This is a genomic window from Thermoanaerobacter ethanolicus JW 200 (assembly GCF_003722315.1).
Classification (GTDB): domain Bacteria; phylum Bacillota; class Thermoanaerobacteria; order Thermoanaerobacterales; family Thermoanaerobacteraceae; genus Thermoanaerobacter; species Thermoanaerobacter ethanolicus.
In genome coordinates this window covers 1,025,719-1,049,038 of sequence record NZ_CP033580.1, presented here as the reverse complement: position 1 = coordinate 1,049,038, position 23,320 = coordinate 1,025,719, and the positions used below count along the sequence as shown (strand labels likewise).

The following is a 23,320-nucleotide window of genomic DNA, read 5'->3' as shown; positions in this document are numbered from 1 at the left end:
TTGTGTACAAGCTCACACTCCTTTTCGGAGTACCTTTATAAAATCTTACTTATAAATTCCTTTGTCCTTTCATTTTTTGTATTGTAGAAAATATCTTCTGGAGTCCCTTCTTCAATTATCATTCCATCGTCCATAAAAATGACTCTATCTCCTACTTCCCTCGCAAACCCCATCTCATGGGTGACAACTACCATAGTCATCCCTTCATTAGCCAATCCTTTCATTACATTTAAAACCTCTTTTACCATTTCAGGGTCAAGGGCTGATGTGGGCTCGTCAAAAAGCATGACATCTGGCTGCATAGCTAATGCCCTTGCAATTGCAAGTCGTTGCTTTTGACCGCCTGATAGCTTAATAGGATACTCGTCTTTTTTTTCAACAAGCCCCACTTTTTCCAGTAAGCCCAAAGCTATATTCTCAGCGGCTTTTTTGTCCATCTTTTTCACTTTAATAGGAGCTAAAGTTACATTCTCTAAAGCCGTTAAGTGTGGAAACAAATTAAAATGCTGAAAAACCATCCCTACTTTTTGCCTTATCTTATTGATGTTTACTTTTTTGTCGTTTATTTTGACTCCTTCAATGTAGATTTCTCCTTTAGTAGGTACTTCCAAAAGGTTTATACACCTTAAAAGGGTACTTTTCCCTGAACCGCTTGGTCCTATTATTACAACAACTTCTCCTTTATTTACATTTAAACTTACGCCTTTTAACACTTCTAAATTGCCAAAAGTTTTATGCACATCTTTAACGAGTATCACCAGCCCTCAACCTCCTTTCAAAGATTCCAAGGAGTCTTGAAAAGATAAATGTCATTACAAAATATATGGCTGCAATTATGATGTAAGGTTCGAAATATTTATAAGTAATGCTTTGTATAATATCTGCTTGCCTTGTAAGGTCAGCAAAGCCTATTACTGATACAATAGCTGATTCTTTGAGCATCACGATAAATTCATTTCCCAAAGCAGGTAAAATATTTTTTATTGCCTGGGGAATTATCACATACCTCATCGCCATAGCATGAGTCATGCCAAGGGAACGAGCTGCTTCGTTTTGCCCAGGGTCTACAGCTTGTATGCCTGCCCTTATAATCTCTGCAACATAAGCAGCGCTATTTATGGCAAGAGCAGAAACTCCTGCTGTAAAAGCTGGTATATCTATTCCAAATTGCATAAGACCGTTATATATCAATAAAAGTTGTACCAAAAGAGGAGTACCTCTTATAATTTCAACATAACTGGCTCCTATAAAGCTTATAGGTTTTATAGAAGACATTTTAATAAGAGCAACAATCAGGCCTAATATAACTCCTATAGTCACTGCTAAAAAGGTGAGTTTTAAAGTCATGAGAAGGCCGCTTACAAATAAATGACTGTATTTTAGCATGCTCAAAAAATTTACACTCATAAAAATCTTCCTTTCAGCAAAATTTTAGTGGAGAACTGTTTTTAAAATTCTCCACCAAATTTCATCATTGCTTAAACCATTTATCTATAAGTTTGTCATATTCGCCACTTGCTTTTAACTCTTTTATCACATCGTTTATTATATTCACTAATTCTTTATTTCCTTTAGCTACTGCAACAGCAGAACCATTTTCTACCGTGTTGATTTCTTTCATGTTAAGTATCTTCATGTCCTTGTATTCTTTGAGATATGCATTTGCTACAGTATTTTCCAATACTATCGCATCACATCTGCCATTCTTTAAATCCATAAAAGCGTCTCCAACACGATTTAGCTGCTTCAATTTTACATCCGGTATCTTTTTAGCAGCTTCTTCAGAGGTGGTGCCTATTTGCACTGCAACAGTTTTGCCTTTTAAGTCATCAAATTTGGAAATAGGACTGTCATTACGCACTACTACCACTTGTTTACTATCATAATAAAGGTCTGAAAAATCAACACTTTTAGCCCTCTCCGGTGTTGGAGTCATTCCAGCAATCGCCATATCTATGCGCCCAGCTTGAAGAGCTGGAATCAACCCTTTAAAGTCCATATCTTTTATCTCCAGCTTAACCCCTAATTTTTTCGCAATGGCATTTGCTATATCAACGTCAAACCCCACTATTGTATCTTTGTTTCCTTCTACTTTATGGAACTCATAAGGAGGAAAATCTGCACTTGTACCCATTACGATAACGCCTTTTTCCTTAATTTTGTCCAAAGTATTAGCTGGTTTGTTGCCACAAGCGGATAAAATTAAACCCAAAATAATTGTCATTGTTAAGAAAACAAATAATGTTTTTTTATTCATTTTTCTTCTCCTCTCCTCTTTATAAAAATTTTGTAAATTCATAAAAAATGTCAATTATTAATAACTGCTACAAATAGATTTTCTGACCTTTTGCTTTCATAATTATAATATCATATGAATAAAATTTCAATATTTTTTTCTTTAAAGAGGACATGAAATTTTTTAGAAAGTATAAAAATATGTTGTGAAATAAAAATCTGTGGATAATGTGGATAAGTTTGTGAATAACTTTTAAATTCGCTTTTAACAATGTGGAAAAAGTTCTGAAGTGTAAAAAAGACACCAAAATGGTGTCTTTTGTATAATCCTCTTTACTTTTCTTGCGAAAAAGTAAGGGGATTATCTGCTCATGCCAAAAGCTTTCTTGTCTCTTCTAGCATTGTACTGATGGTTTCTTCTCTTTTTCGCTTCTCTGCACGCTTTACATCTTACAGGCTCATTTTGAAAACCTTTCTCCGCATAAAACTGTTGTTCTCCTGCTGTCCACACAAACTCTTTTCCACAATCTTTGCACACTAACACTTTGTCTTGATACATAACTAATAATCCCCTCACTTTGAATTTTTGGTTCAATATAATCTTTCGATTATATTATACGTGTATTATATCACCTTAAACCTTAAATAGCAATAAAATTTTAATAAAATTTTTCAGTTATAAATTGCAATATTAAATGCAACACCTAATGAAAATCATGTAGATATAGGATTTGGAACAAATCATATATAACCTTAAGCCCATCTTAGTTAACAAATTGAGCGAAGGTCGTGATTTGTCAAGGGTTAAAGTCAGGCGAAGCCTGCCCCTTGACAAATCACGAACGAGCTCTAAACTTTATAAGGGATGGGCTTAACAGATTTTTGCCAGCTCTTCATAAAAGTATTCCTTAGGCGTTTTGTAATTTAACAATTTTCGTGGAAGGTTATTAAGCCAGTTTTCTACTCTCTTTATCGTATCTATAGATAAATCTTTAATACTTTTACCTTTAGGGATGAAACGTCGTATAAGACCGTTATGTCGTTCATTTGTAGCTCTTTCCCAAGATGAATATGGATGTGTATAATATACTTCTACGCCATATTCTAAAAGAGCACTTTCTAAATCACTAAACTCTGTACCATTATCAGATGTTATTGTTTTAAAGACCTTGCTTAAATTGTCACCAAACATATCTTTTAATTTTGATAGTGCATCTTTAACAGATTTATTGTCTTTTGCATCTAATAAGAATATTATTTCATGGCGAGTCTTACGCTCTATTAATGTTAAAAGGACCTTGTCATTAGATTTCTTGCCAATTAACGTATCTATTTCCCAATGCCCAAAAACTTCACGGCTTTCAACTTCTTTAGGCCTAAAATCAATACTTTTACCCATAATACGTTTATTTTTACGATTTTGTTTCTTCCTTGGTTTTAAACGTAGTTTTAAAGGTAAATCAATGTTTTTAACTTCTAATAATCCTCTATCTATATAGTTGTACAGTGTTTTAGTACAAACAATAGTTTTATTATTCCAGCTTGGGTCTTTTTTACAATAGCCTACAACTGCATCTGGTGACCATTTTTCATTTAATATTTTATTTTCAGCATATTTCAAGAAATCTTCTGCTTTAGCTACTTTAAATTTAGCTCCGCAATTTGAACGATTTTTTTCGTAGATAGCTTGACCGGTTTCAGGAAAATAGCTTGTATAAGAAGATAAATCACTTCTAAGTTGTGTAGTAGTTCCACGTTTAATTTCACGGCTTATAGTGCTTGGAGATCGATTAAGTTTTTTAGCAATATACCGAATACTTCTTCCTTCTTTGAGTAATGCATAGATCTCTCCTCGTTCATAGCTACTTAAGTGTTTAAAAGAACGATTTTTTGTGGTATCATTATTATGAACCATAGTGAAAATCCTCCTTGTATGATGTTTAGTTGACACCTATATCATACACGATTTTCACTATGGTTTCTATTTTTTTATCTGTTGCATTTAATTATACAACTAACCTAAAATTTTTCAGTTTGTTGACAAAATTAAAAAATATTCAAAGGAGATATTTTGCATCGTCGCTCCGATGTTCCAAAACGACAAAACTAAAGCTCGACCTTCAGGTTCCGGCAGGGTACCGTGCACAATCGGCATCCATGCCTTAAGGTGCCCGCCTCCGCCATCCATGGCTTCGGCCCTGCCTCCACCCTCGGTCTTGCTAAGTTTTGTTAGCGCTTTGTAACAAGTCGCTCCTTATGCAAAATATCTCCTTTACGAAAGTTTGTCTACAGTCTGTAAAATTTTAATAAAATTTTTACGATCTCAAAATACAAATTCCGACATTTTATTGTAAAATCCATCTAACAGTGGTATAATATATTTATACAACCGCTTGCATAACTTAATTCACCCATTTTGGAGGTGTTTAACTAATGAAAAGGCAAAAAGGAATTCAAAAGAAAGAGTTAAAACTAAGGTTCTCTAAAATTTCGTTTTTCAAAATTCCTAAGGCAAACGTTAGACTAAAGCTTTCAAACAGTGGCAGCGGCATATTTGCTAAATTAATGACCTTCATAGCCTTTATAATAATCGTACCTCTTGCTTTCACTGGTTATATGTCTACAAGCAAATCAATAAAAACTTTACAAGATACTATTAACCTCTCTAATGCTGATACATTAGGACTAATAAATAATTATGTAGACCTTTTCAAAAATGATATTGAAACTCAGCTTACTATTCTCTCTGCCAATCCTCAAATTCTAAATTTAGGACAAGGTGATTTCGAAACTAATAAAAAGAATTTACAAGATTTATTTACAACCATTTTAAAAGCAAAAAGTACTAAAATATCTCTTATTTATTTTGCAACACCAGATAAAAAAATAATTCAATCTCCTGACCTTCCCCTCGACCCAAACTATGACCCTACCAGCCAGGAATGGTATAAAAAAGCTATTGAAAATCCGGATGCAATAATATGGACTGGCCCTTACAGCAATGATGGGACAAATGGAGGCGTAGTTACTGTTTCAAAAGCCGTTAGAAGTTCTTTAACTTCTGCTGCTTCTGATGTCGTAGGAGTTTTGGCTTTTGACATAAATTTAGATTCTCTTTCTAACATGATTTCTTCTATAAAAGTAGGGAAAACAGGAAATGTGTATTTAATTTCTAATGAAGGCATTATAATCGCTGATAAAGATAAGAAAAATTTATTTTCCTACATAACAAAATACGATTACGGCAAAAAGATTCTCTCTATGCAAGAAGGAAGTTTTGAGTACAATGACAATGGAACAAATAAATTTGCATCTGTAAAAACTTTAAATAATTTTGGTTGGAAAGCTGCAATAACCATGGATTCTTCAGAACTTGCTGAAAAAACTTCTCAAATTAAAGACAACACAATAATTTTTAGTTTAATAAGTCTTTTAATAGGAATATTAGTAGCGTATTTTTTCTCAAAAAATATTACTTCAAAAATAGGAAAAGTCATGACAGTAATGAGCAAAGCTGCAAATGGGGATATGACACAAGAAGTAGAAGTGAAATCAAACGACGAAATAGGCAAGCTGGCTTTAAGCTTTAACCTTATGATAGATGGTATAAAAAGCCTCGTAGCCGACGTATTATCTGCCGCAAATTCTGTATACGAATATTCTAAAAAAGTATCCTTTGCATCAAATAAAGCTGAGCAAATCACAAATGAAGTAGTTGCAGCTATGGAAGAAATAGCAAAAGGCGCGCAGGAGCAAGCAAAAGAAGCTGAAAAAGCTGCAACTATTACCAATTTGTTAAGTCAAAATTTAGATGTGACAATGAAAAATTCAATGAATATAAATGAAGAAACTGATTCTGTAACAAAAGCAGCAAATACTGGATTAGAAAATATAAAAGAATTAAGCGAAAAGACTAAAGTCACAGAACTAATGCACAGCAAAGTGAAAGAATCTACTTCCTATTTAAAGAAAAAATCTCATGAAATAGGAAAAATTGTAGAAACAATAACCGCAATAGCTGACCAAACCAATCTTTTATCATTAAATGCTGCAATTGAAGCAGCCCGTGCAGGAGAAGCCGGTCGCGGTTTTGCTGTAGTAGCCGAGGAAGTGAGAAAATTGGCAAATCAGTCTTCTGAAGCCGCTAAAAATATTGAAACTATTATAAAAGAAATACAGCAAAACATTGATGATACCCATAAAGTAGTAGAACAAGCAAGTGCTTCTATAGAAAAACAAAATGAATCTTTAGCAAAAACAGTTCATACTTTCTACGGCATTCAGCAAGCAGTAAATCGAATCGTAGAGGAGCTTAATAAACTCAATGACTCAATGGTGAAAATTTCTCAAAGCAGAAGTGAAATGTTAGATTCCATACAAAATATCGCCGCAGTAACAGAAGAAGCTGCTGCCTCTACCCAAGAAATATCTTCTGCAACAGAGGAACAAAAAACTGCAATAGAAGAAATATCAAAATCCGCACAAGATTTGAGCAATATTGCAAATACCTTGATGAGTACAATAAATAAATTTAAAATTTAAAGAAGCGGCGATTTGCCGCTTCTTTTAACGTTTTTTATCTAAAAAATAACTGTCAGGTGTATAGTATTTAAGATATTCTATATACCCTTCTTTATTCTTTGACAATTCCTCTAATTTGTTTTCTATTTTTTCGAAAACAGCAATTATATTTTGAAGATTTTTATCGTCTTTCTCTTTTAATTTTTCCAAAAGGGCTTTTGTTTCTATAAAGAGTGCCTTCAATTTACTTATTTCTCCTGTAACTTTCCCTTCCAAAGCAAAAATACTTTCCACTTTATTTTGCTTTTTAAAAGTATTATACAAAGGGATAAAATCAGCGTCTAATTTGTCAATTTCTTCTATAATTTTTTGCTTTGTAGTAAGTAAATTCTTCAATTCTTCTAAATTGTTAGAAGCTATAGATACACCTATTTTTTCAGTAATCTCATAAAGTTCTTTCAATCTTTGAATTTTATCCTGTACAATTTGAGTAAGCTTTTCTACATTATTATGCATCTCATCAACCCTTCGCGTAGACTTTCTCTCTAACTTTATTAAGAGCTACACTCCAAGTATCCCTTAATTCTATTGCAAACCCTTTTACTTCTTCCAAAATTACCACGTCTTTTTTTACATTAGCATCAATTAATCTTCTTAACATATAGTCATAGAGGCTGTACAAGTTTTTAGATATGTCATAATTCATATCCAAGGTAAGCATAAGCTCTGTAATAATGTCTTGTGCCCTCTGTATGCTGTTATTAGCTGCCATGTAATCTTTTTTTTCTATCGCCCCTTTTGCTTCTTCTATAAACCTTACTATACCATTATAAAGCATTAAAACAAGCTCTTCAGGACTGGCAGTCAAAATTGCATTCTCTTTATATTGCTGATACGGATTTACCATTGCTGCACCCCCCTTTTATTTCGTCATAACACCAATTTGCTGGCTTAGCCACGCACTTTGTGAATTCATTTGGCTTACATACATCTCTAACTGTGTAAATTGTGCATAATATCTCTGTTCAAGGTTATTTAGATAATCTTGCATTTGAGCAATCCTATCATCTATTTCTCTTATTCTGTTTCCTATAAAACTTGTATCATAAAGCTGTGTGGTACTACCTGCTTTTTGAGTTATGGCATCAATGCCACTGTTTAAGGTATCATACAAACTTTGTGCAATGCCTTTAGTAACCAAAGTAGTGTTTCCATTAGAATCTGTCTGATAAACACCTGAAAATATCTTCATTACAGTATCAGGATTATTTGCGATAGCATCTCTAAGCTTAGTCTCATCAATGTACAATTTCCCACCCTCATACCATTGGCCTGTAGTAATACCAATTGAACTTAAAGAGCCTACACCAGAAACTGTAGATGAAACAACTTTTCTCATGGAGTAATATAGTTGCATAAGAGTTTCGTCATTAGCCAAATCCCCAGAGCGGGCTTTTTGTTCCCATAATGTTATGTCACTGTCTTTCATAGCTTGTTTTTGTTCAGAAGTCAAAGGTGGATAATCGTAATATCTTTTTTCTGTAAGTTTTGTATTAATCTTTGTAATTATATCATTGTAGCTATCAACAAAGCTTTTTATAGAGTTATATATTTTGTCAACATCTGTTGAAACGGATAAAGTTGTTGTACTATTAGTTGTTCCTGTGAGGGTAATATTTATTCCTGCTACTGTGACATTGTTAGTTGAACTTGTCATTTGAACACCGTTAAAAGTAAATTTGGCATCTTGTCCTTGTGCTGAAATCGAAGATATTGTTAGTTTTAACGTGTTGTTAAGCAAATTCATTCCGTCAGGCCCTGTTCCTGTAAAATCTATTGAATAACCAGCGCTTGCGGTTAATATTACTTTATCTGATGTAGAATCATACGAAGCCGTAACATTTGCTCCAGCAGCATTTATAGCATCTACGAAGTTCTGTACAGTTGCACCCTTTGCTACGATTATTGTTTTACCATTCAATTGCAGTGATATATCGCTTCCAGTATTGTTTACAATACCACTATTTCCTCCAAGACCTAAAGCAGCACTGCTGCTTAATTGCGCAATATTAATTTTTAGCTTGTTTGCTAAAAAATTTGCTCCATCAACATTTGTACCACTAAAATCAATCTTTGAATTTGCTCCAGTAAAATTTGATACCAAAAACAGCCTATCTAAACCCGGATCATATGTAGCAATTACGCCTGTCGCATTAGTCTGAGCATTTATAGCAGCAACTACATCATTTATTGTTGCACCATTTTTTATTACTATTTGTTTATTTGTACCGTCTAATCCCTTTAAATAAAGATATATATCGTTTCCTGTATTATTAAGTGTATTATACGTATATGTTCCATCAGAATTTTTAGTTGCAGCACCAATTTTATCTGTACTTGCAGTTGTCGCAGCTTGAGCTAATTGCGTTACTGATATAGTATAAGTTCCATTTATCGCATTTACACCTGCTGTAGCCGTTGCAACTGAAGGATTTGACGATGTAACAGTTTTTGCCATAAAAGTCCCCTGTAGTTTGAGCTTAAAAACAATGTCATTTCGGAGTGACATAAGCTGTGCGTTTATATCCCTTAAATCCTCTTGCTGCCATTGATACCATTGCTTTTGTTGTTCTAATTTATCAAGAGGTATACTTGCAGCCTTCATAAGCTGCTGTACCATAGAATCAGTATCGAGTCCTGTCGCAAGACCACTGATTCTCAATAAATTGCTCACATTGTAGCTATTCATACTTATTGGATCCATTTTTCATACCCCCAACTATATTTTTCTATCCACAAAAAGTCCAGCTATTTTCCATAATCCTGCCACAAGGTCAAGTATTTTTTCAGGAGGAATCTCGTCAATAACTTCATTTGTATCGCTATCAACAATTTTGACCACTATTGTGTTTGTAGGCTTGTGTACAGAAAATTCAAAATATGTATGATCGTTAATGCTTATTTTCCTATTTTCTTTATTAAGCTCACTATTAAGTTTAGCTTCATCCACAGGTTTACTAAGTATATCTTTTACTGCTTTTATTTCCTCTACTAACGCACTATCTCTTTTAAACTGCGAATTTACTTGCCCCGTTCCCGCAGTACTTATCCCCTGCAACATGCCGTTATTACCTCCTGGAATAAAAATTTATCATTTGTAACAACTTCCCTTTTTGCTATTATAAATATCGACATATATTTTAAAAAGTTTAAATTTTTTTATCTGACTACTCCCCGCCACAAGTGGCGAGGGTTCTGTTTACTTAAGAGCTTCTTCTGTGGTCACGAAGACACACAGACACTGGCCCTTGTTCAACAGACTTTGCTATCTATACCTCTAATGAGGTATTATCGATAGCTTTAACGGGGCATCGAGTCTAGATCCCCGCGTACTTTTGTACCAACTTTGTTTTTATATTCCCATGCTTGCTAATAACTTTTTATTGTTTTCAAATTTCATTTTTCTTAATCTTTCAATTTCCTTATCGTGCAGTCTCAAAAAATTATCAAATTTTTCTATGCATTTTTCTCTGTTAATCTTATTATCTTCAACATTTTGCAGCAAAAATGCAGAATACAAATCCCTTTGAACTTTTATTTGCTTACCGTTATACTCAAAATAGTTCCATCTTTCACTTAAGCTTTTTTCTTCATACGTGTTGGTTAAGTGATTGTATTTACTAGCTTTTATTTCCTTGGGCGATACTTTTATAAGTTCTTTATTAAAATAATGAAGTTTCCTATCTAAAATTGTTAAAAACAGCCCCGGTGATTTATACAGTATAGATTTGCCGAATCTTTTTTTAGATTTATATTTCCCTGTTTTGGGGTTAATTTCTGTTTCTTTTTTTCTCTTCTGCAAGGCTTTATAATTCATGTCTTCCACAATAAAATTATCACCCAATGAAAGTATATAATTAGCTAGTTTATTATGACTTTGTATTTTTTTTGCTTTTCTCTTATGATTTAGTTCTTTTAATTTTAAAAGGGTTTTTATATAATTTTTGCTTTTTATCCATTTATTTTTCGTTCCTTTTTTAACAGTACCATCTTCATTAAAGTTTTCCGGATTGGTAGCACGCCTGCTTCTATCAAGTTTACGTTGCAATCCGGCAACTTTTTTGTCAATATTTTCAATATCAGGGGCCAATTCTAAAAGTTTTACTTCTGTATCAGATACTACAGCCTCTGTTTGTACTCCGGGGTCAATGCCAACTGTACCTTTTCCAAGTAGAAGTTTTAAAGTTCCGTCTTTATTTTTCTTTTGAGGTGGAATTCCCTCTAAGATCAATTGAACATAATATTTATATTTGTTGCCTATGTACTTTCTAATAATCCTGCAATATTTTACACGACTTTGTATTGCAAGTTGAGCATATTTATCATTTGGTTTTACAACAACCGGTATTTTTAAACCGAGCCATTCTATATAGCCGTCTTTGTATCTAATTCCTGCTTTATTATTTTTACCTTCTAATGCAATATCTGCTCCGTATTTTTTGAAATTTACTTTTTCTGCATTACCATATATTAATTTTTCTACGGCTGAAAGAGCTCTTTTTGCCAGCTTTTGCGCTGTGTGGCTATCAATATTTTTTTTGAATTTCTTCTGCATAGGTGCTACAAATTTGTCCATGTATGAAACTGTTAAGTTGTAGTCAATTTTTAATGTTTTTAAATCTGTATAGCAGATCTTTAATTTTTCTTTATCTTCTTCTTTTTGTATATTAGCCATTAACTCTCTATACTTCTTTGTTATAGACATAGTTCTGTAGTTTTTGTATGCTTCTCTTAAACATGCATTATAGATTTGTCTTGCTATTTCCATTCTCTTATTCAAAATATCTTCTTGGTATTTTTGTGTATCTAATCTTAGTGTCAAAACAAAAGAAGGTGTATTTTTCTTCATAATTTTATTACCTCACTTTATTTTAGACCACTGCTCTTCAATATATTTTTTTATAATTTTCGTACTAACATTTCCTGTTGTTGCACAAAAATATGAGTTAGTCCATATCTTTCCATGCGCTTTTAATTGTGGAAATTGTTTTGCTATTTTAAAACCGGTTACTCCTTTTATTTTGTTTATAAGCTCGGAAGGACTGTATTTAGGAGCAGCGCTAATTGAAAGGTGTATATGATCAGGCATAACTTCTAAAGCTATAATTTCAAACTGATACTGAATAGACAATTCTTTAATGGTATCTCTTATTAACTCCACAACTTGAGGATTATCCAATACTTTTCTTCTATATTTTGGTATCCATATAAAATGATAATTTATTTTGCATGTCTTCATGTCTTGTACTTTTATACTGGCTTACCATATTATCAATCCTTTTGATTTTATTATATAATATCAAAAATCAATAGGAAACAAAAAAATAAGCCTTCATCTCCGCCACAAGTTGCGAAGCTTTCGGCTAGATGTTCGGTAATTTTCACGCAAAGAGAAAAACAAGTAAAACAGCACTTTATTTTACCTGTTTTACTTGTTTTTCTCTTTTCATGTACATGACAATCAATTCGTCTAATTCACGGCTCAGCTCTAAAGCTTTAGGAAGCTCTATATTGCATTCATTTAATTTCTTTTTTAAAAGCTTTATTCTTTCAGCAATGTCGTTTTCTTCGTAATAATGCTCTTTTATCACTTTCTCCATATAAGCCGCATCCTCCTAAAACATTTATGTTTTTATTATATCATGTAGAAATTAAAAGTTCATTAGAAAATTATAACATGTATCAATGGCAAAAAAAGAGAATATATTTACTTATAGATTTAAATTTTAGGAGGATTTTTATGTGTGGAATAACGGGATGGGTTAACTTTGATATGGACTTATCACTTCAAAATGAAGTAATCGAAAAAATGACAGACACTCTTAAAAAAAGAGGACCTGACGGTTCTGGAATATGGTTGTCAAAACATTGTGCTTTAGGTCATCGTCGATTAATTGTAATAGATCCAGAAAGTGGAAGTCAACCAATGATAAAAAAATACGGTGAAAAAAATTTTGTCATCATCCACAATGGAGAACTCTACAATATGGATGAATTGAAAAACGAACTCATATCCTTGGGATATACTTTTAAAACCCGTTCAGATACTGAAATTATTTTGACATCTTATATAGAATGGGGTCCTTTATGTGTTAAAAAATTTAATGGAATATTTGCTTTTGCAATATGGGATGAAGTGCAAAATAGGCTTTTTATTGCCAGGGACCATCTCGGAATAAAGCCACTATTTTATACCATTAGAAACGGGTCTTTGATATTCGGTTCAGAGATTAAAGCAATATTAGCACATCCTCATGTAAAACCAGAGATAGACTCACAAGGTCTTGCAGAAATATTTGTAATGGGACCTTCAAGAACTCCTGGATGTGGTGTCTTTAAAGACATTAAAGAATTAAAAGCCGGGCATTACCTCATATTCACTAAAAATGGAGCAAACATAAGCAAATACTGGTCATTACAAAGTCTTCCCCATGAAGATGACCTTGAGAAAACAGGGGAAAAAATAAGGTATCTCCTTAAAGATTCTTCAGTGAGGCAGCTTGTTTCAGACGTACCTTTATGTTCATTGCTATCAGGTGGACTTGATTCAACTGCTGTATCTTTCTTCGCAAATGAAGAATTAAAACAAAAAGGTCAAAAACTTCTAACATACTCTGTAGATTATGTGGGTAATGATAAATATTTTACGCCAAACGAATTTCAACCAAACTCTGACGCAGACTGGGTAAAATTTGTTGCAAATAAACTTGACACAAACCATAACTATGTATTTATAGATAATAAAGAACTTGCACATGCTCTAAAGCCAGCCTTGTACGCTCGAGACCTTCCTGGTATGGCAGATATAGATTCATCTTTATATCTATTTTTAAAAGAAGTAAAAAAAGGAGCCACAGTCGCTCTATCAGGAGAAGGTGCTGATGAAGTTTTTGGAGGTTATCCCTGGTTTAGAAACAAAGAAGCAATTGAAAGTCACACCTTCCCATGGATAAGAATGGTCAATGAACGCATGAAATTGCTTTTGCCAGAAGTTGTAAAATATATAAGACCTATAGAATACTTAAATGATAGATATAATGAAGCTTTAAATGAAGTGCCAAAGCTGAATGGAGAAGACCCCTATAATGCTCGAATGAGGGAAATGTTTTACCTTAACATAACAAGATTTATGCCCATGCTTCTTGATAGAATGGATAGAATGAGTATGGCAGTAGGTTTTGAAGCAAGAGTACCTTTTTTAGACTACAGGCTTGTAGAATATGTATGGAATATACCGTGGGAAATGAAAAATCTCAACGGAAGGGAAAAAGGAATACTTAGATACGCTCTAAAAGGTTACATCCCAGAGGAAGTAATTGAAAGAAAAAAGAGTCCTTACCCTAAAACACACAATCCAGTATTTAAAAACATCGTTAAAGAATGGCTAAAACAAATAATTGATGACAGTACATCGCCTTTATTACAGCTTGTAGATAAAAAAGCAATCGTAGAACTTATAGAAACAGATGCAAAAGCTTATGACCCTGCCTGGTTTTCACAGCTTATGGGCTCCGCCCAACTCTTCGCTTACCTCGTACAAATAAATATGTGGCTAAAAGATTATAAAATTTCTATAGTGTAGTAAAATTGTGAAGGGGATGCGAAGAATCTTTGCCATTGAAATAATGACTCATAAAGTTACTCACAAATACTATTCGGTATCCTTAAGATCTTTCGCTTTCCCCTTTACTTTCTCAAAAACTTTGTTGGAATTCCCTAAAAGTAAAAGCATCTGCCAGAGAAAAAATAAATTTAAAAATATCTCTGCCTTTCAAAAACTTTAATTTACTTTACATTTAAAATACCAATAATCCAACCTACATTATAGAGAATTACATTAATTTCCATAAAAATCTACTCCATTATAATTTTTTAAAATACTTATACCATCAATTCCTAAAGTAAAAAAGAGTTGTTCGCAATTTCTCCTAATGTTAATGATAAATTTGGTTTTTACCGCTATAGCTACATTTATGTTATAATAAAGTTAAAAATAATCTGAAGGGCTGATGATTTTATGGACAAATTAGAATATTTGCAAAAATTTTATCCAAGTACAGACAATAAAGTTTTAGCAAAGTATCTCGGTATATCTGAGCAATCAGTCAGGAGATTGGCATCAAAATATAATATCAGAAAAAGTAAAGAGTATATGAAAAAACAGCATGAATTACTTTTAAAAGCAAAAGAAACTAAATATCTCTCGAGTATTCCAGATTTACATCCAACCAATTATCAATTAAATATAATTGTCGGTAGTATTTTAGGTGATGGAAATTTGTCATATGCACCAAGAGGCAGAAATGCTTATTATAGAGAACACTTTTGTCAAGAACAATATGAATATAGATTATGGAAATGTACACAACTAAAAGATTTAGGATTCAAAATTAATAAAAATAACACTTTAAAATCAATATCACATCCAATATTCTCTGCTTTGTATGAAAAATTTTATATTAATAAAAAGAAAACAATCACTTATGACAACATCAAATTGCTCAATGAACCAGTAGGGCTTGCATGTTTATATATGGATGATGGTACTTTGGTTATTTCAAAAAATAATAAACCTAATATAACTGTTAACCCTATTATAACATTATATACACTGAATTTTAGTGAAGAAGAAAATATTATATTGCAAGAACACATTTATAAAACTTTTAATATTAGATTCAATTTAAAACGACATCCAGATGGAAAAAAATATATTTTAACACTTGGGAAAAGAGAAGAAATTTTTAATTTTATAGATGTTGTGAAACCCTACGTCTCTCAAATAAGCAAAATGGATTATAAATGGAATATTGATAAAAGAATCCTTAAAGAAAGTAAAAGCGATGAAAGAATAAATTTAAGTAATTTTTATAGCCGGAAATTTCTTTCGTATACAAATGATGAGATAGACAAAATTATTGACTTTAAAAGAAGAGGTTTCTCAGATAAAGAAATTGCTAATAAGTTAAATAGAACGTATTGGGGTATAGTATGGAAAATAAGAGACTTAAAAGCCAAAAATATGATTTGAGGGAGGCAAAGCCTCCCTTTAGTGTTATCTGAGTAATTGCAATACTGTTTGTGGTAACTGATTTGCCTGAGCTCTCCAGGCCGGTTCCTTTCGGAAACCGGATAGACCATATCTTCATCCTACCAGTCACTTATTCTGGTAGGAGCCGGGCGCTTCGGGTTAAATCGCTAACCCTACGGACTTCATCGCCATAGGCTTTACGCCCTTAGGTGGTATGTCCTGGTCGTTGAACCTTCCCCAGCCTTTCGGCACAGGGGCTTGGCTGCTGGTTGGCCAATCCCTTTATTTTTCAAACCATCGCACCTGCCGTTTCCGGCTATGCTGTGGTATAAAGGGCTTTAAGACTTTTCCAGCAATTCACCCGGTGATACTCCTGAGAATTGCTTCTCAGGACGCCTGTGAGAAATGGCTTATGCAGCCATTCTCTCAAGCATTGCTGTCGCTGCTTGGTTGAGTATATTGTTCTTTGTGAATTCCATCATTTCTTTTGCCATGTCTACATCTCTTATACGAGATTCTGCTGCTGTCAGGTTTTCTGCTGCTGTGCCAAGGTTATTGATTGTATGTTCAAGTCTATTCTGATATGCACCAAGTTTAGAACGTTCTGTAGATACTTTATCAATAGCTGATTGAATTTTAGTAATAGCTGCATTCGCTGCACTTTGTGTTGTAACATCAATTCCACCAATAGTAAAAGTAGTATCTGCAGTTACTGCAGCTCCTAGCGTAAATAAAGTATTACCCTGCAGGTCTACAAACGTTTTGCCATCTGTGCTCTTGCCAATGACTTCACCAGAAGCGTTTTTAAGAACTTTATTTGTGAAATCATAGGTGTAAGTGCCTGCATCTAAACCATTATTGGTGACCGTAGCTACACCCGTTGCATTTGTACCATTAATTGTAATCTGCCCAGAGATAACCGGATCACTAAAACTAATCGTGTCGCCTGCTGTATTTGTATAACTCTTACCATCTGTACTGGTCGCAACAGTATTGCCTGCTTGGTCTTTTAAAAGATATTTAGTTCCATCATATGAAACAGTATAAGTACCATTACTAATTAACGAACCACTTGCTGCTGCTGAAAAGGTACCTGTGATATTGTAAGTAACACCTCCAACTATCTGTAAAGCATAACCTCGCATATCATTTATTGTAAGTGACAAGTTTTGATTTTCATTCGCACCAATTTGGAAAATACCTTTGAAACTACCATCTAAAAGTTTTTGTGTATTAAATTCAGTAGTTCGCCCTATACGGCCAAGTTCCTGTGCTAATTGATCTATTTCTTTTTGAATTTGTGCCCTATCTGATGCTGTGTTAGTGTCATTTGCGGATTGAACAGCTAATTCTCTCATTCTCTGAAGTATTGCCTGTGTCTCATTCAATGCACCTTCTGCTGTCTGAATTAAAGATATACCGTCTTGAGCATTTCTTTGAGCCTGATTAAGTCCAGCTATTTGTGCTCTCATTTTTTCTGAAATTGCAAGACCTGCTGCGTCATCTCCTGCTCTGTTGATTCTGTAACCTGATGAGAGCTTCTCTAATGATTTTTGTGTGTTGGCAGTATTAATTGAAAGTGCTCTCCATGCGTTTAAAGCACTTAAGTTGTGGTTGATAATCATAATCCTTCCTCCTTGAATTTTTTATTTGGCATCCTTGCCTTTTTAAGTTTTTAAAGTCCACAGTTGGCCAACTGCTTTATCTTTTGTTTCCACTATATATATCGATATATTTTTAATTTACTTTAGCGTTTTTTAATAAATTTTTCTATTTTACTCAAAGCTTCTTTGTTTACAGATGCGGCTTTTAAGTTTTCGTCTTTGATTTCTATAAGTTCTTTTCTTAAAACAGATATATTTTTTGGCGCAGTAATCCCCAATTTTATTTGGCCATCAACAATTTCTAATATTTTAATTTCTATGTCTTCCCCTATAATTATGGCTTGACCTACTTTACGCGTTAGAATAAGCATTTTTGAGTTCCTCCAATATTGGATGTTTTATGAGGTATTCGTCATTGTCAAGAATGACTTGTTTACCTTTGTTATTTTTAGCATTTATAATTATAGGGGCTTTTAGGTTTGCTGTCATTTTTTCTATTTCATCGGGGATTACTACAATTACGTATATGAGAAGGTGGTTCACATCCTCTATTTGAAGAGCTTGTATTAATTCTTCATCAATTTCAAAGGTATAATTAGGTTTAAAAACTCTAGGGTCAATAACTACAAACGCTATATCTGTATTATCAATTGCTTGAAGCCATTTAAAAGGCATGTCTTCTCTGTTGTCAGTGATTATTAAAAAATTGTGCAAGTTTTCAAAGCCCGGTATTCCTTCTTCAAAGTAAATGACGTCATCAGGATTGTATTCTATTATGCCAAAGTTTTTTGTATTTATTTGCATAATCAGTTCCTCACTTTCATATTCGGGTTTTATAGGTATTCCTATAGGGAAAACAGGGAAACAATAAAAGCTAAACCGTTTTATCAAAATTGTTTCCCACATATTCTATTTTTATTGAGGGATATTGTCTCATGTAAATGTTTATATGGCCTGGTATTGCGGATATTTGAGGTTTATGTGGTATTGCTTTTATTTCTGCACCGCCTAATTCCCAATTTATGTTTAAATATCCCTCAAACCATATTTTAGGTCTTGATTTTGGCATGAGGTCAATTGTAAATGTAACCTCATGCTCCATCGCTTTTTTAGCTAACTCTGCAATAGCATTTTGATGGTTTTCTATAGAGGCAAGAAAACGCCCCTCTTCAGCAATTTTACCTATTGCTTCAAGAGCTATTTGTTTGCTCATCTGGGCTTCATCATGGACAAGGTCAAAAATACTTTTAAGCCCTGATTCATAAAAACACTGATATTGGTCTATATATACTTGAGGAAGTTTTTGGTCTATTTCCATTTTCGCAGGTATTTGTTTTATTTCAAGGTCTGCTTTTGGGCTTTCTATAGAAATTTGGGCAGGAGTAGTATTTATACCTATCCTGCCAAAAGTCTGATGTATCACTATGCTCATATTATCACCTTAAAAAGTCTATGAGGCTGGGCTGTATAATGCGCGCACCTGCTGCTAAAGAAGCTCTATAGACATTTTCATCCATTTGAAGATTTGTAATAACCTGCGCTAAATCTACATCTTCATTTTTTGAAAGTAAAGCCGTAAAGTTATAATTATCATCTTGGAGCCTATTTTGTATAAGGTCAAGTCTGTTTGATTTTGCGCCTACATCTGCTCTTACAGCCAGTACATTTTCTAATTGTTTATCTACATCAGCTATTAAATTACTTACAGCCTGGTGATCTCCCGAGTCTAATGCATTTTTTAGTTTATCCATCACAGTAAGAAGTTGAGAAATTCCTGTCGAATCTACATTAAAAACTTTATCTCCAGTTACATTTACAGCTATTTTATTTCCCCCAGCACCTACTTCAAACTCTATTACACCATTATCACCACTATAAGAATTCTTGGTCTCACTAAAAGGCTGGGTTGTAGTTTTAAAACCTGCAAATATATACCTTCCATTGTATTGAGTATTCCCTACTTGTATCATCTGCGCTTTTAACTGCTCTATCTCGTTAGCTATTTTTTGCATATCTGTTTGTGTCAAAGTCCCATTAGATCCCTCAACTGCTAATTCTCTTGTGCGTTGTAACAGGTCATTCAATTGACTTAAAGCAGTATCAGTTATGTCCAACCAGGATTTTGCATCATCGGCATTTTTGGTATAAGCATCATTTCTTGTCATATCTGTTCGAATACGTAGGCTTGTAGCTACTGCAACAGGGTCATCAGAAGGCCTTGATATTCTTTTGCCTGTAGATAACATGTTTTGATTTTTTTGTAATCGTTCAAGGTTATTGTTATAGTTGTTTAAAAAATTCGTTATAAGCATGTTATCTGTAATTCTCATTTTTTACACCTGCCTTAGTCTAATACTGTATGGTATTCCTCTTGGGTCTGAGATCCTTCGGCTTCGTCTCAGGATGACATATTATCTTCCTACAATGCCCATCCTATTTATAAGAGTATCTAAAAGTTCATCCATAACTGTTATCACTCTTGCAGAAGCAACATAGGATTTTTGATACTTTAACATGTTTGTCATCTCTTCGTCTAAGGATACACCAGATACCGATTGTCTGTTTAAATCAATCTGTTTCACCATGACCTGCTGATTTTGTTGCATCATATTGGCCTGCTGGGCATCCACTCCAAGATTTGATATTAAAGACCTTGCAAAATCATCAAATGTTGCTCCATTCAGTCCTTGAATAGGTATATCCCTCAGTCCAATAAGTTGTAAAGCATTTGTATTATCTCCCGGTAAAGCATTAGGATCAGAAGCTGCAGCTATCTTTTGAAGTCCATCTGATGCTAATATTTGTGAACTTACTTTAATTAATTGCGCATATTGAACTTTTGAATCGTATGCCCCAGTCGTATCAAAACCACCAAAAAGGGGAATATCATGAGACCCATCCAGACCATAACCTGACTCATGGACAGCATTTATTTCCTTCGCTATGCTATATGCCAGTTTATTCCATTCATTTATATAATAGGGTACTCCTTTTATCCCGTTGGTGCCATCTCCATCTCTCATATCAAGTAAGCCTTTTAATATACCACTTGAAGGGTTTACAGAGGTTCCCGTCAAATCCCATACGACATTTCCAGTGCTATCCATACTCATAGTAAAAGCAGTCGACCCATCAACTAAAGCTTGTCCAGCTATGTCGATTCTGAAATTTCCATTAGAATCTTCATAAGTAGTAATATTCACCAACTTAGAAAGCTGATCGACAAGGAGATTTCTCTGGTCTCTTAGGTCATTTGCTGTCTGTCCGGTAAGTTCAAATCTATATATTTCATTGTTTAATTTGCTTATTCTGTCGGCATAAGAATTTATTTCTGAAATCCTACTTTGTATGGTGGAATTCAATTCGTTTAATTTATCATAAAGATGCTGATATACAGTATTAAAAGTATCAGCAAGAGCAATAGCTCGCTCTCTAACTTCCGCTCTTACCGTCAAACTTTCTGGATTCTTGGATAACTCTTGAAGGGAATTAAAAAAGTCATTAAGCACTGTATTTATTCCGCTATCCGAAGGTTCGTTAAATATATCTTCAACAGCAGCTAAAACCTGGGCTTTTGTTTCCCATTCACCTAAAAATTTATTTTCCCTTCTGAATTGGTTGTCTAAAAATTGGTCGCGGATTTGCCTTATATCCTGTATTTTTACGCCTTCTCCTATGGCTTTTCCCCATTGGTCATACATGCCAAAAGTAGTGGGTGGTGCAATTGAGGCCATATCTACTACTTGACGAGTATACCCAGGAGTATTAGCATTTGCAATATTGTGTCCAGTGACATCCAAAGCCTTTTGGCTTACAAACAATCCTGTCTTTGCTATTTCTAATCCTTGAAAAGTAGACATCTTCATCCCCCTATGCCTTTTTGTCAATTAGGCTGGTGTATCTTTTTATATTGCCACTATTCCCATAAACACCATCATCACTTTCTAAGGCACTTGATATTGTTTGAATAGAATAGTTTATATATTCTAACGCTTGTTCAATTAAAGCAGCATTTAATTTGTTTCTTTCTTCAAGTTCTTTTAAAATATTAGTCAGATTATATTTGATATCTTTAAGGTTTTCTGCTTCTTCTGAAGAAATGGATTCTATCAAGTCGGTTATTGTCATTTTGCCTTCTATATCAATCTTCTCCAATATATCCTCTCTTTGTTCTTCTAATTCCATAAGTTTTTTTATAAGTTGCTTCTCTATTTGAACTATTTCATCTAATTCTTTTACTTTCCCTGCAATTATAATATCAGTTTTTTTTATCGCTAAGTCTAATAAAACTTTGTAAATTTCTGTTTCTCCCCTTAATACATCTACAAGCTTTTGGCTATTGGCCATTGCCAGCACACCCTTTTTAAATTTTTTTATTCAACAATATTCCCTTAAGAATAGCATCCGCTACATCTTCAGCTTTTACATTGTAAGTTCCTGCATTAAGCATTGACTTTATGTTTTCAATCTTTTGATCCTTAATCTTTTCAAATTCATTTGAACTTTGTGCAAGTTTAATTGCTTCTTCTGATATCTCAACTTTATCTTTTATCTCCGCTTTCTTGCTGGTAACCTTTTCTACCGGATCTACTCGATAAATTGACATTATTTTTTCAATATTGTTGTTATAAATTTTCATTTTTAACACCCCCGTACTACAACTAATATCGACTTAATAATTTAAAAGTTTAATATAAAAATCATTTTTTCTTTTTTTGGTTTTCATAAACGTACAGCCTTTCTCCTGTTTGTTTTTCTTCTTCTTTGTCATCGGATTGAATCGAATAGCCTTTCATTAATTCCTTAGCTAATTTGGTCTTGCACTCCTCACAAAACCTCCCTGTAAGTATTGGTTTACCACATTTTTCGCACCTAAGACCTATATTGACGTTATTAGAGGTTAAAATAAGCCTGCCTTCCTTTAAAAAATCCATTATTTTCTTTGTAGAAACCTGTGTATTTTGAGATATTTCCAGCATGGTAGCTGAAGGGTGAGCATCTAAATAATCCCGCACTTTCATAAAATCTTCTTCATCCTGTCTATAACATTCTGGACATAAATCAATTCCTGTATACGTGTAAAGCCTTCCGCACCTTTTACAATTTCTTATTTCCATTTCCTTTCATCCCCTTTTTGATACTTCAAACTCCCCATCACATATTTTTGCCAGTTGCTATAGTAACCACATATACATCTTTTGCCCCATTTTCTTTTAAGACTTTGGCACACTCGTCCAAAGTAGCACCTGTTGTCAACACGTCGTCTACCAGTAGCGCATTTTTCCCAACAATAGTATCTTTGTAAGTCACTTTAAAAGCACCCTTTACGTTTTCTATCCTCTCTTCTTTGTGCAAAGCAGTCTGTGTTATTGTATTTCTCACTCTTCTTAAAGCTTTAGACATAAAAATATTCAATCGATAAGAAAGTTCTCTAGCCAAAAGTTCTGACTGATTGTAACCTCTTTCGTCAAGTCTAATTTTGTGAAGAGGAACAGGTACTATGACATCGATAGGCCAGTCCATTTTTTTAACTGCATCAGCCATATAGTCTGCAAAAAAAGGTGCCAATTCTCTTTCTTTGAAATATTTGAACCGCCCTATTAAGTCTTTTACAACACCATCGTATTCAAAAGGACTTATATTTTGTTTAAATTCATGGCCATGCTCTAAGCAATCAAGACATGTTCCTTCATAGTCTATTGGTTTACCACAAATATTACACCTATTACCCTCAATAAATTTTAATGTGCTTTTGCATTTGTCGCATAAATATCCTGTTTTTATAGCAGTTTTACAAATAATACAGGTTGTTTTTGGTGGAAATAAAAGGTCTAAAAAAATCATCTTTTTACCCCTTACAATATTTTTT

24 protein-coding genes and 1 pseudogene are annotated in these 23,320 nt (G+C 33.6%); 3 read left to right on the top strand and 22 right to left on the bottom strand.

Annotated elements, in window-relative coordinates; all coding sequences use genetic code 11:
* Positions 1 to 35 precede the first annotated feature (35 nt).
* The 5 genes from EB239_RS05170 to EB239_RS05150 all read right to left on the bottom strand — a co-directional run bounded on the left by EB239_RS05170 (position 36) and on the right by EB239_RS05150 (position 4,150).
* Positions 36 to 758, bottom strand: coding sequence for an amino acid ABC transporter ATP-binding protein (locus EB239_RS05170; RefSeq protein ID WP_003869299.1), 723 nt, complete (start codon positions 756 to 758; stop codon positions 36 to 38).
* Positions 745 to 1,407: an amino acid ABC transporter permease gene (locus tag EB239_RS05165; RefSeq protein WP_003869298.1), complete on the bottom strand. Its 663-nt coding sequence runs from the start codon at positions 1,405 to 1,407 to the stop codon at positions 745 to 747. Before EB239_RS05165 ends, EB239_RS05170 begins: the two co-directional genes overlap by 14 nt.
* Before the next feature lie 64 nt (positions 1,408 to 1,471).
* Entirely contained in the window at positions 1,472 to 2,257 is a 786-nt protein-coding gene (locus tag EB239_RS05160) for a basic amino acid ABC transporter substrate-binding protein (RefSeq protein ID WP_003869297.1), read from the bottom strand.
* A 339-nt stretch (positions 2,258 to 2,596) separates the two neighbouring features.
* A complete protein-coding gene (locus EB239_RS05155) occupies positions 2,597 to 2,794 on the bottom strand; it encodes a zinc-ribbon domain-containing protein (RefSeq protein WP_003869296.1) in 198 nt (65 codons plus the stop codon).
* 312 nt (positions 2,795 to 3,106) lie between these two features.
* Positions 3,107 to 4,150: an IS30 family transposase gene (locus EB239_RS05150; protein ID WP_129545101.1), complete on the bottom strand. Its 1,044-nt coding sequence runs from the start codon at positions 4,148 to 4,150 to the stop codon at positions 3,107 to 3,109.
* A 518-nt stretch (positions 4,151 to 4,668) separates the two neighbouring features.
* Here EB239_RS05150 and EB239_RS05145 point away from each other — a divergent pair.
* A complete protein-coding gene (locus EB239_RS05145) occupies positions 4,669 to 6,777 on the top strand; it encodes a methyl-accepting chemotaxis protein (RefSeq protein WP_003869293.1) in 2,109 nt (702 codons plus the stop codon).
* Between the two features lie 24 nt (positions 6,778 to 6,801).
* Here EB239_RS05145 and flgN read toward each other — a convergent pair whose 3' ends face one another.
* The 7 genes and pseudogenes from flgN to EB239_RS05110 form a co-directional block, all read right to left on the bottom strand.
* Complete coding sequence (flgN, locus tag EB239_RS05140; RefSeq protein ID WP_003869292.1) at positions 6,802 to 7,272, bottom strand: flagellar export chaperone FlgN; 471 nt, start codon at positions 7,270 to 7,272, stop codon at positions 6,802 to 6,804.
* A gap of 4 nt (positions 7,273 to 7,276) precedes the next feature.
* Complete coding sequence (gene fliS / locus EB239_RS05135) at positions 7,277 to 7,663, bottom strand: flagellar export chaperone FliS (protein ID WP_003869291.1); 387 nt, start codon at positions 7,661 to 7,663, stop codon at positions 7,277 to 7,279.
* Between the two features lie 15 nt (positions 7,664 to 7,678).
* Positions 7,679 to 9,520, bottom strand: a complete 1,842-nt coding sequence (gene fliD / locus EB239_RS05130) for a flagellar filament capping protein FliD (protein ID WP_003869290.1) — start codon at positions 9,518 to 9,520, stop codon at positions 7,679 to 7,681.
* Between the two features lie 15 nt (positions 9,521 to 9,535).
* Positions 9,536 to 9,877: a flagellar protein FlaG gene (locus EB239_RS05125; RefSeq protein WP_003869289.1), complete on the bottom strand. Its 342-nt coding sequence runs from the start codon at positions 9,875 to 9,877 to the stop codon at positions 9,536 to 9,538.
* 291 nt (positions 9,878 to 10,168) lie between these two features.
* Positions 10,169 to 11,665 carry a hypothetical protein gene (locus EB239_RS05120; RefSeq protein ID WP_003869288.1) on the bottom strand — a complete coding sequence of 499 codons (1,497 nt, stop codon included), beginning with the start codon at positions 11,663 to 11,665 and terminating at the stop codon, positions 10,169 to 10,171.
* 12 nt (positions 11,666 to 11,677) lie between these two features.
* A pseudogene (gene tnpA / locus EB239_RS05115) lies at positions 11,678 to 12,083 on the bottom strand (IS200/IS605 family transposase).
* A gap of 147 nt (positions 12,084 to 12,230) precedes the next feature.
* A complete protein-coding gene (locus tag EB239_RS05110) occupies positions 12,231 to 12,416 on the bottom strand; it encodes a Spo0E family sporulation regulatory protein-aspartic acid phosphatase (RefSeq protein ID WP_003869286.1) in 186 nt (61 codons plus the stop codon).
* 140 nt (positions 12,417 to 12,556) lie between these two features.
* On the opposite strand from EB239_RS05110, the gene asnB reads away from it, so the two are divergent.
* Complete coding sequence (gene asnB, locus EB239_RS05105; protein ID WP_003869285.1) at positions 12,557 to 14,398, top strand: asparagine synthase (glutamine-hydrolyzing); 1,842 nt, start codon at positions 12,557 to 12,559, stop codon at positions 14,396 to 14,398.
* A gap of 435 nt (positions 14,399 to 14,833) precedes the next feature.
* Entirely contained in the window at positions 14,834 to 15,847 is a 1,014-nt protein-coding gene (locus tag EB239_RS05100) for an LAGLIDADG DNA endonuclease (protein WP_003869284.1), read from the top strand.
* Positions 15,848 to 16,257: 410 nt separating this feature from the next.
* Here the strand turns inward: EB239_RS05100 and EB239_RS05095 are convergent, their stop codons facing one another.
* From EB239_RS05095 to EB239_RS05050, 10 genes are all read right to left on the bottom strand, one after another.
* On the bottom strand, positions 16,258 to 17,472 hold the full coding sequence (locus tag EB239_RS05095) for a flagellin N-terminal helical domain-containing protein (RefSeq protein WP_003869283.1): 1,215 nt from the start codon (positions 17,470 to 17,472) through the stop codon (positions 16,258 to 16,260).
* A gap of 122 nt (positions 17,473 to 17,594) precedes the next feature.
* The gene (csrA, locus tag EB239_RS05090) at positions 17,595 to 17,822 is read right to left on the bottom strand and encodes a carbon storage regulator CsrA (protein ID WP_003869282.1); all 228 of its coding nucleotides are present in this window, start codon (positions 17,820 to 17,822) and stop codon (positions 17,595 to 17,597) included.
* Entirely contained in the window at positions 17,803 to 18,255 is a 453-nt protein-coding gene (fliW, locus tag EB239_RS05085) for a flagellar assembly protein FliW (RefSeq protein WP_003869281.1), read from the bottom strand. The genes csrA and fliW overlap by 20 nt, the downstream gene beginning before the upstream one ends.
* Positions 18,256 to 18,325: 70 nt before the next feature.
* Positions 18,326 to 18,883, bottom strand: a complete 558-nt coding sequence (locus EB239_RS05080) for a DUF6470 family protein (protein WP_003866885.1) — start codon at positions 18,881 to 18,883, stop codon at positions 18,326 to 18,328.
* A 4-nt stretch (positions 18,884 to 18,887) separates the two neighbouring features.
* Entirely contained in the window at positions 18,888 to 19,781 is an 894-nt protein-coding gene (gene flgL / locus EB239_RS05075) for a flagellar hook-associated protein FlgL (protein WP_003869280.1), read from the bottom strand.
* Positions 19,782 to 19,862: 81 nt separating this feature from the next.
* Positions 19,863 to 21,311: a flagellar hook-associated protein FlgK gene (gene flgK, locus EB239_RS05070; RefSeq protein WP_003869279.1), complete on the bottom strand. Its 1,449-nt coding sequence runs from the start codon at positions 21,309 to 21,311 to the stop codon at positions 19,863 to 19,865.
* A gap of 10 nt (positions 21,312 to 21,321) precedes the next feature.
* A complete protein-coding gene (locus EB239_RS05065; protein WP_003869278.1) occupies positions 21,322 to 21,798 on the bottom strand; it encodes a flagellar protein FlgN in 477 nt (158 codons plus the stop codon).
* A gap of 16 nt (positions 21,799 to 21,814) precedes the next feature.
* On the bottom strand, positions 21,815 to 22,090 hold the full coding sequence (locus EB239_RS05060; protein ID WP_003869277.1) for a flagellar biosynthesis anti-sigma factor FlgM: 276 nt from the start codon (positions 22,088 to 22,090) through the stop codon (positions 21,815 to 21,817).
* Positions 22,091 to 22,151: 61 nt separating this feature from the next.
* Positions 22,152 to 22,568: a TIGR03826 family flagellar region protein gene (locus EB239_RS05055; RefSeq protein ID WP_003869276.1), complete on the bottom strand. Its 417-nt coding sequence runs from the start codon at positions 22,566 to 22,568 to the stop codon at positions 22,152 to 22,154.
* A gap of 37 nt (positions 22,569 to 22,605) precedes the next feature.
* Positions 22,606 to 23,295, bottom strand: a complete 690-nt coding sequence (locus EB239_RS05050) for a ComF family protein (RefSeq protein ID WP_003869275.1) — start codon at positions 23,293 to 23,295, stop codon at positions 22,606 to 22,608.
* Between the last annotated feature and the right edge of the window lie 25 nt (positions 23,296 to 23,320).

Coding starts and splice junctions, on each gene's coding strand:
- EB239_RS05060 (WP_003869277.1), bottom strand. CDS start 22,090: ATGAAAATTTATAACAACAATATTGAAAAAATAATGTCAATTTATCGA.
- EB239_RS05120 (WP_003869288.1), bottom strand. CDS start 11,665: ATGAAGAAAAATACACCTTCTTTTGTTTTGACACTAAGATTAGATACA.
- EB239_RS05095 (WP_003869283.1), bottom strand. CDS start 17,472: ATGATTATCAACCACAACTTAAGTGCTTTAAACGCATGGAGAGCACTT.
- csrA (WP_003869282.1), bottom strand. CDS start 17,822: ATGCTTATTCTAACGCGTAAAGTAGGTCAAGCCATAATTATAGGGGAA.
- EB239_RS05050 (WP_003869275.1), bottom strand. CDS start 23,295: ATGATTTTTTTAGACCTTTTATTTCCACCAAAAACAACCTGTATTATT.
- EB239_RS05150 (WP_129545101.1), bottom strand. CDS start 4,150: ATGGTTCATAATAATGATACCACAAAAAATCGTTCTTTTAAACACTTA.
- fliD (WP_003869290.1), bottom strand. CDS start 9,520: ATGGATCCAATAAGTATGAATAGCTACAATGTGAGCAATTTATTGAGA.
- EB239_RS05145 (WP_003869293.1), top strand. CDS start 4,669: ATGAAAAGGCAAAAAGGAATTCAAAAGAAAGAGTTAAAACTAAGGTTC.
- EB239_RS05160 (WP_003869297.1), bottom strand. CDS start 2,257: ATGAATAAAAAAACATTATTTGTTTTCTTAACAATGACAATTATTTTG.
- EB239_RS05055 (WP_003869276.1), bottom strand. CDS start 22,568: ATGGAAATAAGAAATTGTAAAAGGTGCGGAAGGCTTTACACGTATACA.
- flgL (WP_003869280.1), bottom strand. CDS start 19,781: ATGAGAATTACAGATAACATGCTTATAACGAATTTTTTAAACAACTAT.
- flgK (WP_003869279.1), bottom strand. CDS start 21,311: ATGTCTACTTTTCAAGGATTAGAAATAGCAAAGACAGGATTGTTTGTA.
- EB239_RS05065 (WP_003869278.1), bottom strand. CDS start 21,798: ATGGCCAATAGCCAAAAGCTTGTAGATGTATTAAGGGGAGAAACAGAA.
- EB239_RS05155 (WP_003869296.1), bottom strand. CDS start 2,794: ATGTATCAAGACAAAGTGTTAGTGTGCAAAGATTGTGGAAAAGAGTTT.
- flgN (WP_003869292.1), bottom strand. CDS start 7,272: ATGCATAATAATGTAGAAAAGCTTACTCAAATTGTACAGGATAAAATT.
- fliW (WP_003869281.1), bottom strand. CDS start 18,255: ATGCAAATAAATACAAAAAACTTTGGCATAATAGAATACAATCCTGAT.
- EB239_RS05100 (WP_003869284.1), top strand. CDS start 14,834: ATGGACAAATTAGAATATTTGCAAAAATTTTATCCAAGTACAGACAAT.
- EB239_RS05165 (WP_003869298.1), bottom strand. CDS start 1,407: ATGAGTGTAAATTTTTTGAGCATGCTAAAATACAGTCATTTATTTGTA.
- EB239_RS05110 (WP_003869286.1), bottom strand. CDS start 12,416: ATGGAGAAAGTGATAAAAGAGCATTATTACGAAGAAAACGACATTGCT.
- fliS (WP_003869291.1), bottom strand. CDS start 7,663: ATGGTAAATCCGTATCAGCAATATAAAGAGAATGCAATTTTGACTGCC.
- EB239_RS05125 (WP_003869289.1), bottom strand. CDS start 9,877: ATGTTGCAGGGGATAAGTACTGCGGGAACGGGGCAAGTAAATTCGCAG.
- asnB (WP_003869285.1), top strand. CDS start 12,557: ATGTGTGGAATAACGGGATGGGTTAACTTTGATATGGACTTATCACTT.
- EB239_RS05080 (WP_003866885.1), bottom strand. CDS start 18,883: ATGAGCATAGTGATACATCAGACTTTTGGCAGGATAGGTATAAATACT.